Raw genomic sequence first — 12,813 nt, forward strand, 5'->3', positions numbered from 1 at the left:
GAATGAGGCTACAGCAACGCTCGTCTACCCAAGACCTCAAACATCTCGACCGTTCGCCGCGCCCGCCAACCTGAGCACGAATGCAAGGCCGGTGAAGCAGAACCCCAGCGCGCATACGCCGTCCCAGCCGGCCCACGCCCACATCGCGCCTGATAGCACCGTACCCAGCGCCCCGCCGACAAAAAACACGCCGACGAATAGCCCGTTCAGTCTGCCGCGCGCCGCCGGGTTCATCAGGTTGATCGCCCGGCGGCCCAGCGTCTGATCGGTGACTACGCCGGCGTCCAGCGCGGCAGCGCCCGCCACCAGCAGCGCCACCGCCAGCAGCGGATGCGCGCTCGCTGAAAACCCTCCCCAGCCGGAACCGGCGACGCCGATTACAACGAGCGCAACGAGCATCGTGATATGCCCGGCAAACAACGTGCTCCGGCCCAGGCCGCGATCGCCCGCGCGCCCCGCGAGCGGCGTGACGATCGCGCCCGCCGCACCGGCCAGCGCGAACAGCGCGATCCCGTTCATGCCGAAGCTGAACGGCGGCTGCACGAGCCGCAAACCGATCGCAGTCCAGAACGCACTGAATGCGCCCATCACCAGAGCCGCTGAGACGGCGTTCCGTTGCAGCACGCGCTCGTTGCGCAGCAGCGTCCACAGCGAGCGCAGCAACGTCGAATAGCGAGTCGAGACTGACGGGACGCGAACCGGCAACTGCATATAAAGCACGACGGCAAGCAGCGCATCGATCACCCCGGCAATGCCGTAGAACGCGCGCCAGCCGATCGTTCCGGCGATCAGGCTGGCGGCGGGACGCGATAGCAGGATGCCGAGCATCAGGCCGCTCATCACGTTGCCGACCGCGCGTCCGCGGTGACTCTCATGCGCCATCGACGCGGCCATCGGCACCAGCATCTGAATCACACTCGATGCCGCGCCGGCCACGAACACAGCGGCCAGAAATACCCCGCGCGAACCGGTGAACATCGCGATTGCGAGGGCGACCGCACAGCACGCCAGCGTGCGGACGATCAGACGGCGGTTTTCCAGCAGATCGCAGAGCGGCACCAGCAGTACCAGACCGGCCGCGTAACCGAGCTGCGGCAGCATGGCGGCCAATCCCGCGAACTGCGGCGCAAGATGCAGGCTGCGGCTGATCGCGCCGGTCAACGGTTGCGCAGCAAACAGGTTCATCACGATCACGCCGACCGCCGTCGCGAAGAAGACGGTGAGCAGCGGTGTGAGGGTATGCGTGTGCGGACTTTCGGCGGAGATCGTGACGTCCGTGTCGGCGTGCGTTTCAGCAGAAGAGTTCATCAAGATGGAGTTCCGGGGACTGAATGTGGCTCATGGTAGCCACCCACACAATATGCTACAATTGAAATATTTGTATAGTCACTATGCGAGTTTGTTTTGAATACACGTGATCTGCAGGCGTTCGTTGCGGTCATCGAGAGCGGCTCAATGGTGCGCGCCGCGGAGCGCCTTCATCTGACGCAGCCCGGTCTGACGCGCCGCGTGCAGAGCCTCGAAACCACGCTCGGCGCCGAACTGCTCGACCGCCAGAGCAAACCGCTCAAGCCGACCGCCACCGGTAACGAGGTCTATGCGCTCGCGCGCACAGTGCTGAGCGCGGTCGACGATCTGCTGTCGGTGGCGTCAGCCGACAGCGAGCCGGCCGGCGAACTGAGAATCGGCATGCCGCCGTTTCTGGCCGACGTCGCGCTGGAAAAACCGGTCGACCATTTGCGCAGCGCATTTCCGCAGCTCACCCTGCGGATTACGGCGGGCTGGTCACTGGGCCTCGTACAAAGCGTTGAACGGGCAGCGCTGGATGCAGCGGTTGTGCTGATGCCCTCGAACTTCATGCCACCCGACACGCTGCGCGCAACCGCCCTCGCCTTCCAGCCGACGGTGATCGTTGCTGCGCGCTCGCTGGGCCTGCCCGATACGCCAGTGGCGCTCTCCGATCTCGCCAGATACGCGTGGGTGCTCAACCAGAACGGCTGCGGGATGCGCTCCGCCTTGGGCCGCGCCCTGGAAATGGCCGGCTTGCCATTCAACGTCGCCGTCGAAGCATTTGGTTCGGATCTCCAACTATCTCTGGTAGCACGCGGTCTGGGCATCGGCGTCGCTACGCCGGACGTGCTCGCGCGTTCGGCTCATCGCGACGCGCTGCAGGTGATCGATGCCGTCGATTTCCGCACGGGCGTCGAGGCGTGGTTCCTGCACGGCTCGCTGCCTGGCCGGCTGATGCGTCCTGTTGAACTACTGCGTGGTTCGTTGACTACGGTGCTGGCTGAAAGCGGGCTAAAGACGTATGGCGACAAGCGTGCGTCCAGGTTGTAAATGGCCTACTGGATCGCGATGCCAATCGCACTGTTGACCATCAACCATACCGTCGCAGTATGACGCAGCTTTGATAAAACATGCGGTTTGGGTGGATTTCCACCCGGCTCTCATATTCGCAGGTTGGATTCTTCGATAGCCGCGACATGCTGACATCAATCCTGTAGGATTGGCGCGCAGTTGATGTTCACAACCTTGGGAGGCACGTGTGAAAGACCTGCGCAGGTTCTTTGTCATCGGTATCTCGGCGGCGATCTTTGGCCCAGCTAGTGTCGTGGCGCAACAGCAGCCACAGATAGACCCATCGATGCTGAAACAGATCCAGCGATCGACCTTGCATGACGTTCATGCAGCAGGAAAGGTGATGTCTGTCGGCAAAGCGACCGGCGACGATAACAAGCCGCATATGCTCGTCGGCATTCGCCTCGATCAGCCACTCTCCGGCGGTGTGACGATTGTTACCGCGACGGTTACGCACAACGAACCCCCGCAGTCCGTGCAGACCGGACTCGGCATTCACTCTGGTCACGTCAAGGTGGTCGACTCCGTCGACGTAACCTGTCCGGTCGTCAACGTCATGACGGTGCGGACAACAACCAGCGCATTCGGCGAAGAATGTACGTTCAATAGTTACACTGGGCCGATTTCGTGAATCGCTTCGTGAGCCGCTAGCGGCTTCGCAGCAGCGGCATCACTGCTATTACTCCCGTTGCCCCTATATGCAATGACCTGACCGGCGGCGCACCCGTCTTGCTGTCCACGTACGGGCCGGACAACGTAGCCCACGTATTTCACTTCTCGACCAGGTTTCTTCAGCAACAGCCATCCCGGGAAGTGCACAGGCCGCCGTCACGGCGCCTGCATAGCGCAGGAACTCGCGTCTTTTTCTATTCGACATGCTCAGACAGTCTCCGTCTTTCCGGTCAGTTGGTTCGCCTGCGTGGCGCGAGTGAGCAGCAGCAGGGTCGCTACGCTCAAAAGCGTCAGGATGGCGAGTGGCATAAGTGCAAGCGCATAGCTGCCGGTCGCGTCTTTGACCACCCCATAGACATTGACCATCAGGCCGCCACCTAGCAGATTCGCAATGGCGTTGACCGTTGCAAGACCCGCGGCGACCGCGCTATTCGACAGCATGTCGGTGGCGAGCGCCCAGAATGGGCCCTTGAAGGAATACGCACCAACCAGTACCGCGCAGAGCATGCAAACCGTCGGCACGAGCGACCCGCTGAGCGAAGTCGCAAAGAGCCCCGCGCCAATCAGCAGCATCGGCACCACGGTATGCCAGCGGCGTTCGCCCAGCCGGTCCGAACGTCGTCCCCAGACCACCATCAGGATCGACGCGACCGCGTAGGGGACCGAGTTCAGCAAGCCGGTCTCCATAACAGTGAGACCGAAGGATTTCAGCAACTGCGGCTGCCACACAGAAAGCGTGCTGCCCGCCGCCGACGCGCACGTGTCGACGAGCGCAAGGCACAACACGTATCGGTTGCAAAACAGCTTCGTCAACGGCATGGAGAGCACTTTTTTAGGCGCCTTGTGCTCGGTGGCCAGCGCGTTCACGAGCCATTTGCGTTCGTCGTCGCTGAGCCATCTGGCGTTTTCCGGCTTGTTCGTCAACAGGAACAGGCAGGCGACACCGAGCAGGATCGTGGGGACACCTTCAAGAATGAACAGCCAGTGCCAGCCGCGCAGGCCAGCGAAGCCATCCATCTGCAGAAGCAATGCCGAGATGGGCGAGCCGATGAAGCTCGCCGCTGGAATGGCGACCATGAACGTGGCAACGATGCGCGCACGATAGGCAGAGGGAATCCAGTACGAGAGATACAGCAACACGCCTGGAAAGAAACCCGCTTCGGCCGCACCGAGCAGAAAGCGCAGGATGTAAAACGAAGTCCCATTCTGCACCAGCGCGGTTGCTGCCGACACAATGCCCCACGTAATCATGATGCGGGCAATCCAGATTCGCGCGCCGTACTTCTCGAGCGCCAGATTGCTCGGCACCTCGCAGAAGAAGTACGAGACAAAGAACAGGCTGCTGCCGAAGCCAAATACCTTCGCCGACATGCCAAGGTCATGATTCATCTGCAGGGAGGCCATCCCGACATTGCCCCGGTCGATAAAGGCAAGCAGGTAACACACCATCAGGAAAGGGACAAGCCGCAAGACGACCTTTCGGACCGTCTGTCGTTCGATGGCGGATAGTGCTGCGTCTTTAGCCGATTGCATAGATGTCTCCAACCTTTATTGTGCGCCTTAGCGCCGCTTTTTGATTTCCGCGAGCGCCGGAAATAAGCGCGTCGAACGCTAGCGGCCGGTCGACGGCGCTCATTCGAGTGCCTTGCCGCGTGTTTCGGGCGCAAGCAGAACCACGATTGCCGCCGCAACGAAGGCAACGATGGTCGTCGCAAGCCCGAGGGTGAAACCTCCCGTGGTCGAAGCCAGCGCGCCGATCACGAGCGGCGCGATAAACCCGCCGAGCCGGCCGCCGTTATAGGCAAATCCCATCAGCAATCCGCGTGATGCGGTATTGCCGATAACCTCGGCGAGAAATGGGCCCGCGCCCGCGAAGATGCCATTCACGCCGAAGCCCGTCAGAAAGATTGCGGCCATTAACGCCAACGGGTCCGTCGAGACGATGTACACGCCCACGGCCACAGCGCCGACCAGCAGATAGGCGAGGAACATCGGGCGTCGTCCCAGCCGGTCGACTAGCGCCGAGAAAAGCAGGAAGCCGGCAATCGCGCCGAACTGAAGCGCAAAAACAAACTTCAGGCTATGGACGAAATCCAGATGCTTGACCGTCTGCAGAAATGTCGGCGTCCATGTGAACACACCCCAGTAGAGGTATTGCAGGAAGAAGATGAACGTGAACGCGAGGACAAGTCCGCGCACGTTCGTCCTGACCGGTGTCACCGGAACAGCAGCGCTCATCTGCTCTTTCGATGCACGCCGCTCCAGCCAGATGGCTGACTCCGGCGTCGTCCGTGCGACGAAGAACAGAATGAAGAACGGCAATGCGCCAATCACGAACAGCAGCCGCCACGCGTTACCGGCGAGTCCACCATAAGAACTGCTGACAATACCGGCGATGGTAATGGCGAGAATTGCCCCAACAGGCAGGCCCATCTGCATGAGTGCGCCACCCTTGCCGCGACGGCTTGCGTGCCAGGTTTCCGCGACCAGCGCCGCACCCGAGGTCCACATTCCCCCCATTCCAAGCGCCCCGAAGAAGCGGAAGCTTGCAAACCAGTGTTCATTCGGCGCAATGGACAGCAGCCCGGAGAAAGCCGAGTAGATGCCGATGCAAAGCGTGGCTGTTCTTACCCGGCCCAGACGGTCGGACACCCAGCCGAAAATGATTCCGCCGGTGATTTGCCCCGCCGCCGTGATGCTGGTGAACAGCCCAAGCTCCGCCTTCGACAAGCCGAACTGAAGCGCGAGCACCGGCAGCAGCAGCGAGAGCAGGAAGGAGTCGTAGCTCTCGAACGTCCATCCAAGTCCAGCGAGAGTCAGTGAACGCCATTCGGGACGCGTGATACTACGGTAACGATGTGCTTCGGCGTCCTGCGCCCTCGCCATTTCCGCTGCTGCCATACTGATCGATGATTTCATACGGTGTCTCTTGTCCCGCGCAAGCGGTAAATTCGTGTCGCGGTGCCACTGAAGAGCGCTTCGCGTTCCGCGGCAGATGCGTGAGCGGCAAGCCGCTTGAACGCGTTCCACAGAACGCAATAGCTAAACATCCCCTTGTCGACCGGAAAGTTGCTTTCGAACATGCAGCGATCGGCGCCAAAGAGGTCGATGCAGACATCGAAATAAGGTCGCCATGCATCGGCGAGCTGTTGCGACGACGGCGGCAATCCGGCACTGGCGAAGTCGTAACCGAAAACCGGCATGCCGGCGCCGCCAAGCTTCATGCAGGTGTTCGGCAGCGTGGCGAGCCGTTGAAGGCTGCTGCGCCAAACAGCCAGCACTTCTGCGCGGTGCCCCGCGTAAGGCCCGACACCGACCGGCCCGCCGAAATGATCGATAACAACCATGACGTCAGGCACGCAGCGGGCAAGCTCGTAGAGCTCATCGAGTTGCGAGTGATAGACCCACGCATCCAGCGAGAGGCCGTACCTTGCCAAGGTTGCGACGCCCGCTCTGAATCCGGCGTCTTGCATCAGACCGCGAGGCGGTGTCACGGGGCTCGACCTGACGGCATCGCTTTCATGCCGCGCAAGCGGGTTGCGAATGCCACGCAGCCGCCCGCCCGACACCTGCAGCATTGCTTCAAGCACCGGTGCAACGCCCTCGCCTAGTGACAAATCCGCTCCGCCGACAATCGCTTCGCAACATCGCGTCTGCCCACACGCGCCGCTCGCGCTCATTGCCGCGATACCGTTTGCGAACTCGATCTCGCCTACCGGCCGCATCTCGACAGGGCCGTCAGTCCGCAGCATTGAACGGCATTGCACGTACACCGTCGACACGACCCGATGACCGGAACCCGTGTCCTCGAGAAATTCGTGCGCGAGATAACGTCCGCTCTGACGGTCCCAGAGATGATGGTGAGCGTCGACGATCGGCCAGTCCGGTTGCAGCACGGGTTCATCGCGCAGAGCAAGCCAATCGGCCCGGACAGGAAGATGCGGAGCGTTCACGATTTGCATCAGCGGCTCCCGGCGTCGGAATGCCCGAGCGCCAACCTCTCGCGCCGGCGTATGGGAGCGCCCGGGTCGCCGAGCCAGGCAATCGTCGCGGCGCCCACCAGCAGCACGGCGGCCACCGCCATCAGCGGGGCGGTGAAGCCGTTCGATGTCTGTTTGATAAGGCCAATCATCGAGGGGCCGACGAATCCTCCAAGATTGCCGACCGATACAATGAGTGCGAGTCCCCCGGCAGCAGCCCGGCCGGTCAAAAAACTCGAGGGGATAGCCCAATAGGTGGCCTGAAACGCGAGAATTCCGCTGACCGTGAAGCACAACGCGACCAGCTTGAGAGCCGGTACATCGGTCATCACACTTGCCGTCAGCGCAGCGCCGGCAATCACCAGTGCGCCCGCGACATAGGGAATGCGATTGCTAACCCGATTCGCCAATCGGGCCCACAGGAGCATCGCCACGGCGCCAATGGCGTAAGGCACCGCCGTCAGTGCGCCGACCACCGCATGGCTGACGCCGAACTGTTTGATGATTTGCGGCATCCAGAGACCCACCCCAATGGAGCCGACAATGCCGCAGAAATTGACGAACGCAAGAGCGAAGACCCGCCAGTTGGTCATCGCGTCGCGCAGCTTTGCGCCGTGCTTCGTCGCGATGTCTTTTTGCTCCACGGCAAGACGGCGCACAAGAATCGCCTTCTCTTCGTCGCTGAGCCATTTCGCTTTTTCGGGGCGATCGGCCAGCACAAACAAACAGGCGATGCCGAGGACGACGGCGGGTAAGCCTTCCATCAGCAGAAGCCATTGCCAGCTGCGCAGCCCGTGCATTCCGCCGAGTTGCAGCAGTGCGCCCGAAATCGGCGAACCAATCATGTTCGCCACGGGAATGCCAACGAGAAATGCGGCGGTAACCTTCGCGCGCCACTTGCCGGGAAACCAGTGCGTGAAATACAGGTAGATGCCGGGCGTAAAACCGGCCTCGGCGACGCCAAGCAGAAAGCGGGCTGCGGCGAAACTTTTGGGGCCGGCGACGAACGCAGTCAGCATTGAGAACACGCCCCACGTAATCATGATCCGTGCAATCCATACGCGTGCGCCGACCTTCTGCATAATCAGATTGCTCGGTATTTCGAAGACGAAATACCCGATAAAGAAAAGCCCGGCACCCCAACCGAACTGCTCCGCAGTCAGGCCGAGATCACGATTCATGGTGAGCGCGGCAAAGCCCACGTTGGTGCGGTCCAGGTAACTGACGACGTAGCACGCGAAGATAAACGGCAGGATGCGGCGAAACACCTTGGCGAGCGTGCGCTCGCTGGCGGCATGCTCGTCGGACAGTGCAGCGTCATCGGCAACGTGCTCTGCATCAGCCTTTTGCGCCACGCCCCTCAGGGTGTGAGAAATCTGCATGGTGTGCTCCTCCGTCGCGCTTCATGGAACGCGACTCGTCATCTGGTTTCGCGGTCAACCCGGCCGCGCCGGTTAGCGTCTCAGATGCGCGGGCGTGCCTGCTTTGGAAGCACACCTGCCACGTCCATCCTTGCAACAAGGACGCTACCGCTGACCGACTCGGTCATGAACAGCGTCTTCATGTCGGTATCACCGAAACACAGGTTCGTCAGCGATGCGCCCTCGGGACTCGTCAACACCACGACAGGCTCTGCATGGTGGTTGAGAACCCAGGCTCGTCCAAGGCCCGGGTTGGCGACAAGGAGGCGCCCCTGCGTGTCGATGGTCAAACCGTCGGGGCCGCTCGGCCCATACGAGGTGAAGAACTGGCCGACCTTGCTGACCGAGCCGTCGGCCTGCAGCGGAACGCGCCACACGCAGTTGCCGCGCGTCATCGCAACGTAAAGCACCTTTTCATCCGGCGACAACACGAGGCCATTCGGGCTCGGGCAATTGCCGAGCAGCATGTCGAGTCTGCCTTCCGGACTCAACCGGTACACGCGGCCCGTCGGATCATGCAGACCCGTCTGGCCCTGGTCCGTGAAGTAGAGGTTGCCGGCGGAATCGAACGTCAGGTCGTTGACACCCCTGAAGCGCTCGGTATTGCGGCGCTCGAGATACGGGCGAACCTCGCCGCGCTCGATGTCGAGCAACATCAATCCGTTGCGATAGTCGGTGATGAGCAGGTGGCTATCATCGAAAAGCTTCATCCCGTTCGGTTCGCCGCCGTACTCGACGACAAGCTCCCACTCGCCCGAGCGAGCAATACGAAACACCCGGCCATGAGGAATGTCCGTTACGTAGAGAAATCCATTCGGACTCCATACCGGACCTTCGAGAAATGAATCTGTTCTCTGGCCGCCCCGGTTCGCCCGGGCCCAATCCGTCTGGACGTCCGGCTTCCGGTATTTCTCAGGCATGCGCGTAAAGACTTCCGCTGGGCGCACGTCGGGTGAGTTGAGGAAAAACATGTCGAACCTCTAGCTTCCAGGACAAATCACGCTGCTGTGCGAGCCCGCTCTTCGAGTACGGCGAGTACATTGGCGGCGGCGCCCTTCCCCATGTTCACGTAGGCCGCGTCGCTGACACCGCCGATGTGGGGCGAGAGAATGAGATTGGGGGCACTCTGGAACGCGTGAGGATTCGGCATCGGCTCGACACTGAAACTATCGAGGCCGGCGCAAGCCAGTTGACCTTCGGCCAGTGCCTCGACGAGCGCTGCTTCGTCGATAAGACCGCCGCGTGCCGTGTTCACGAGAATCGCGCCCCGCTTGAAGCGCGCGAAGGTCTCGCGGTTCAGCATCTGACGGTTCTCCGGCGTGAGCGGGCAATGCAGCGAAACGACATCGGAGCGGTTGTACAGCGCATCAAGCCCGGCCAGTGTCACCCCCACCGGCGCTTCCTTCGCGAACGGGTCATGGGCGAGGACCTTCATGCCAAAGGCGACGCCGACTGCCGCCACCCGCCGTCCGATTGAACCGAGACCGACCACACCGAGCGTGCGTCCGTCCAGTTCCACAGACTTGTGAATCGCCTTATCCCAATGCCCCGCTCGCATACGGAGATCCAGTTGGGGAACCGACTTCGCACACGCGAGGATCAGAGCCCATGCGTGTTCGGAGACCGCCGCCGCATTGGCGCCGACCGCGGCGCGCACCGTGATCCCGCGCTGCGCCGCGGCGTCCTGGTCGATAACGTCAATGCCGCTACCGTGCTTGGAGATCACCTCGAGCTGGCCGGCGGCGTCCATGATTCGCGCGTTGATCTTGCCGTAGCGAACGATGATGGCGACGGGCTTGCGTGCGGCGCACAGCGCGACCACCTCGTCCTCGGTGGGCTGCTTTCCCGCGAATACCACTTCGAAGCCGTTCAACATCTCGAGCGCCTCAGGCGCCAGGTCGGCTGCGGTAACCAGGATGACTGGCTTTTGCTGGCTCGTTTGCATCACAGTGCCTCGCCTTCCGCCAGCATGCCGACCGCGCGCAGCTCCTTCTCCAGCCACGTCGCACGGGTGTCGCCGTTCTTGATTGCCGCGATGCGCCTCGCCTCCGCCTCGACCTTTTTCTGCGCCAGTTCGAGAATCTTCGGCACGTCGTGGCGCGGTATGACGACGACACCGTCGGCGTCGCCCACGACGAGGTCGCCGGGATTGACGCTCGTCCCGCCGGCCGAGATGGGGGCGTTCACGCGCCCTGCGACGCTCTTGGTCGGGCCGCATGGGTTGAGGCCAGCCGAGAAGACCGGGAAGTCGCCGTGCACAAGTTCATGCGAGTCACGCACAGCCGCATCGATAACGAAACCCGCAATACCCGTTGCGTGGGCCTGCGTGGCCATGATTTCGCCAATCAGGGCGCAGGTCTGGTCGCCCTTGCCGTCGACCACAATCACATCACCCGGCCTGGCAATGGCGAGCGCCGCGTGAATGGCGAGGTTATCGCCCGGCCGCACTTCAACGGTGACAGCCGGACCCGCCACTTTCATTTTGGGCGACAGCGGCTTGACGCGGCCATTCAGCGTGCCGCGACGGCCAGCGACATCCGCAAGAATGGCGGCCTGGAATTTCGAAGCCTCCGCGACGAGTTCGGGCGGCACGCGCTCAATGTCGCGGGAGATGGGCGATGAATCATTCGACGGGGTGCTCATAACCTTACCTCTGCAAGTGATGTTGTACTATGTACAACTATGGTGTACTCAGTGAAACCACTATAGCTTGCGAGGAAAGCGGATTTCCACTGGCGTTTACCCTTTTACCGAGTAAATCACCGTTTTACTGTGTACAATCTCCGAACAGAGCAAACAGGACACGAAGATGGGAAACGAAGGTGTAGCGGCCGTGGAGAAGGCGCTGTCGTTGCTGGACTGCTTCAAGCCTGGCGCGGAGGCACTTGCGCTGGCTGCGCTTGCGCAAGCGTCCGGGATGCACAAGACGACGGTGTATCGCTTGATGAATTCGCTGGAGCGCATGAACTACGTCGTGCGCTCAGAGACCGGCATGTACTCGCTTGGCCCGCGTGTTCTGTATCTTGGCAAGCTGTACGAGCAGTCGTTCCATCTTTCGTCGCTCGTTGAGCCGATATTGCACAAGCTGGCGGCCGAGACGCGGGAGAGCGCATCCTACTACGTTATCGACCACGGTCAGCGTCTCTGTCTTTTCAGAGCGGAACCGTCGGAAGGACTGAGGGAAACGCGTCTGCCGGGAACCGCACTTCCGCTCGACGACACGGCTATCAGCCGGGTGTTGAGATACTGGGGGCTCAAAGAGCCGTTGTACGAAACACCTCCAACGCTACCCACCTTCACGTCCGGCGCACGCGACCGGCACACCGCGGCATTTGCCACGCCGGTCTTCGGCGAGGGTGACAAGTTCAAGGCGGCATTGACCTTGTCTGGCGCGGCATCGCGGCTCGAGGCCGCCCATGCGTCGAACGAATTCGATCGCTTTCAGTTGAATGCGGCGTCCGAGTTGTCGCGCAAGCTGGGGGCGAGTGCGGCGTTTTGTGAAAGGATGTATGGGGGTTGAGAACCGCCCGACACCAACTGACGGCCGGTCCTAACGTCGTCTGAAGAAAGCCGGGTCGGTTAGACCCTATAACTCCCGCCGTCGCGCTCCAGTAGTCGCAGCAATGCGGTCCACTCCCGGTCTAGGTGGACCGTGTCGAGGTACGCATAATCGTCGTGCTGCTTCGCCGCGTGCTCACACACTTCCGGGGAAGGGATAATCACCTTCTGGCCGGCAGAAAGCGTCGCCACCTGAATCTCGCAGGCCTTGTTCAGGTAATACATGCGTGTGAACGCTTCAGCAACCGACCTGCCCGTGGTGAGCAGTCCGTGATTGCGAAGGATGAGGTAGTCCTTCTTGCCAATCGACTCCACAATGCGTTCGCGCTCGTCGAGTTCCAGCGAGATGCCTTCGTACTCGTGGTACGCGACCCGGTTGTAGAACTGCATGCTGATCTGGTTCAGAGGCAGAAGACCGCATTCCATTGCTGCGACTGCCATGCCATACGTCGTGTGGAGGTGCACCACGCATTCGACGTCGTGGCGCGCCTGGTGCAACGCGCTATGGATGGTGAAGCCCGCGGCGTTGACTTCGAACCGGTCATCGCCAATGGGGTTGCCGTTGACATCGATCTTCACCAGAGACGACGCGGTAATCTCGTCGAAGAACCACCCGTGCGGGTTGATGAGGAACTGATCGTCCGTTCCGGGAACTCGCGCGGAAATGTGCGTGTAAATCAGGTCCGTCAGCTCGAACTTCGCGGCAAGCCGGTACGCGGCGGCCAACTGGACGCGGGTATCCCACTCCGCCTGCGAGATGTTGCGCGGCTTTCGGTTGATGTGCGGGTCGGTGGTGGAAATCATGTTTCGAGGTTCTCCGT

At 61.6% G+C, this 12,813-nt stretch carries 12 protein-coding genes; 3 read left to right on the forward strand and 9 right to left on the reverse strand.

The features are described from left to right. Positions 1-36: 36 nt before the first annotated feature. Entirely contained in the window at positions 37-1,308 is a 1,272-nt protein-coding gene (locus FFS45_RS03550; protein WP_137953313.1) for an MFS transporter, read from the reverse strand. 96 nt (positions 1,309-1,404) lie between these two features. Between FFS45_RS03550 and FFS45_RS03555 the strand changes: the two genes are divergently transcribed. Beyond that, positions 1,405-2,340 (forward strand): LysR family transcriptional regulator, encoded by a 936-nt coding sequence (locus tag FFS45_RS03555; protein ID WP_137953314.1) that lies wholly within the window; start codon positions 1,405-1,407, stop codon positions 2,338-2,340. 208 nt (positions 2,341-2,548) lie between these two features. Beyond that, complete coding sequence (locus FFS45_RS03560) at positions 2,549-2,992, forward strand: hypothetical protein (protein ID WP_137953315.1); 444 nt, start codon at positions 2,549-2,551, stop codon at positions 2,990-2,992. A gap of 248 nt (positions 2,993-3,240) precedes the next feature. Here FFS45_RS03560 and FFS45_RS03565 read toward each other — a convergent pair whose 3' ends face one another. From FFS45_RS03565 to FFS45_RS03595, 7 genes are all read right to left on the reverse strand, one after another. Then, complete coding sequence (locus tag FFS45_RS03565) at positions 3,241-4,566, reverse strand: MFS transporter (protein ID WP_137953316.1); 1,326 nt, start codon at positions 4,564-4,566, stop codon at positions 3,241-3,243. Positions 4,567-4,665: 99 nt separating this feature from the next. Next, positions 4,666-5,952 carry an MFS transporter gene (locus tag FFS45_RS03570; protein ID WP_137953317.1) on the reverse strand — a complete coding sequence of 429 codons (1,287 nt, stop codon included), beginning with the start codon at positions 5,950-5,952 and terminating at the stop codon, positions 4,666-4,668. Then, on the reverse strand, positions 5,949-6,995 hold the full coding sequence (locus tag FFS45_RS03575) for an amidohydrolase family protein (RefSeq protein WP_137953318.1): 1,047 nt from the start codon (positions 6,993-6,995) through the stop codon (positions 5,949-5,951). The genes FFS45_RS03570 and FFS45_RS03575 overlap by 4 nt, the downstream gene beginning before the upstream one ends. Further along, positions 6,995-8,395 (reverse strand): MFS transporter, encoded by a 1,401-nt coding sequence (locus tag FFS45_RS03580; protein ID WP_137953319.1) that lies wholly within the window; start codon positions 8,393-8,395, stop codon positions 6,995-6,997. Before FFS45_RS03580 ends, FFS45_RS03575 begins: the two co-directional genes overlap by 1 nt. A gap of 80 nt (positions 8,396-8,475) precedes the next feature. After that, a complete protein-coding gene (locus FFS45_RS03585; RefSeq protein ID WP_137953320.1) occupies positions 8,476-9,405 on the reverse strand; it encodes an SMP-30/gluconolactonase/LRE family protein in 930 nt (309 codons plus the stop codon). A gap of 26 nt (positions 9,406-9,431) precedes the next feature. Further along, the gene (locus tag FFS45_RS03590) at positions 9,432-10,379 is read right to left on the reverse strand and encodes a hydroxyacid dehydrogenase (RefSeq protein ID WP_137953321.1); all 948 of its coding nucleotides are present in this window, start codon (positions 10,377-10,379) and stop codon (positions 9,432-9,434) included. Continuing rightward, positions 10,379-11,077: an RraA family protein gene (locus FFS45_RS03595; protein ID WP_137953322.1), complete on the reverse strand. Its 699-nt coding sequence runs from the start codon at positions 11,075-11,077 to the stop codon at positions 10,379-10,381. The genes FFS45_RS03590 and FFS45_RS03595 overlap by 1 nt, the downstream gene beginning before the upstream one ends. A gap of 166 nt (positions 11,078-11,243) precedes the next feature. Here FFS45_RS03595 and FFS45_RS03600 point away from each other — a divergent pair, with 166 nt between their 5' ends. Further along, the gene (locus FFS45_RS03600) at positions 11,244-11,954 is read left to right on the forward strand and encodes a helix-turn-helix domain-containing protein (RefSeq protein ID WP_137953323.1); all 711 of its coding nucleotides are present in this window, start codon (positions 11,244-11,246) and stop codon (positions 11,952-11,954) included. A 59-nt stretch (positions 11,955-12,013) separates the two neighbouring features. On the opposite strand, the gene FFS45_RS03605 is transcribed toward FFS45_RS03600, so the two are convergent. Further along, positions 12,014-12,796, reverse strand: coding sequence for a class II aldolase/adducin family protein (locus FFS45_RS03605; RefSeq protein ID WP_137953324.1), 783 nt, complete (start codon positions 12,794-12,796; stop codon positions 12,014-12,016). Positions 12,797-12,813 lie beyond the last annotated feature (17 nt).

The sequence above is a fragment of the Burkholderia sp. 4M9327F10 genome (assembly GCF_005503145.1).
GTDB lineage: Bacteria > Pseudomonadota > Gammaproteobacteria > Burkholderiales > Burkholderiaceae > Paraburkholderia.

What these genes read in the sequence shown, in the direction of transcription:
- FFS45_RS03550 (WP_137953313.1), bottom strand. Translation starts at nt 1,308, where the DNA reads ATGAACTCTTCTGCTGAAACGCACGCCGACACGGACGTCACGATCTCC.
- FFS45_RS03565 (WP_137953316.1), bottom strand. Translation starts at nt 4,566, where the DNA reads ATGCAATCGGCTAAAGACGCAGCACTATCCGCCATCGAACGACAGACG.
- FFS45_RS03570 (WP_137953317.1), bottom strand. Translation starts at nt 5,952, where the DNA reads ATGAAATCATCGATCAGTATGGCAGCAGCGGAAATGGCGAGGGCGCAG.
- FFS45_RS03575 (WP_137953318.1), bottom strand. Translation starts at nt 6,995, where the DNA reads ATGCAAATCGTGAACGCTCCGCATCTTCCTGTCCGGGCCGATTGGCTT.
- FFS45_RS03580 (WP_137953319.1), bottom strand. Translation starts at nt 8,395, where the DNA reads ATGCAGATTTCTCACACCCTGAGGGGCGTGGCGCAAAAGGCTGATGCA.
- FFS45_RS03585 (WP_137953320.1), bottom strand. Translation starts at nt 9,405, where the DNA reads ATGTTTTTCCTCAACTCACCCGACGTGCGCCCAGCGGAAGTCTTTACG.
- FFS45_RS03590 (WP_137953321.1), bottom strand. Translation starts at nt 10,379, where the DNA reads ATGCAAACGAGCCAGCAAAAGCCAGTCATCCTGGTTACCGCAGCCGAC.
- FFS45_RS03595 (WP_137953322.1), bottom strand. Translation starts at nt 11,077, where the DNA reads ATGAGCACCCCGTCGAATGATTCATCGCCCATCTCCCGCGACATTGAG.
- FFS45_RS03600 (WP_137953323.1), top strand. Translation starts at nt 11,244, where the DNA reads ATGGGAAACGAAGGTGTAGCGGCCGTGGAGAAGGCGCTGTCGTTGCTG.
- FFS45_RS03605 (WP_137953324.1), bottom strand. Translation starts at nt 12,796, where the DNA reads ATGATTTCCACCACCGACCCGCACATCAACCGAAAGCCGCGCAACATC.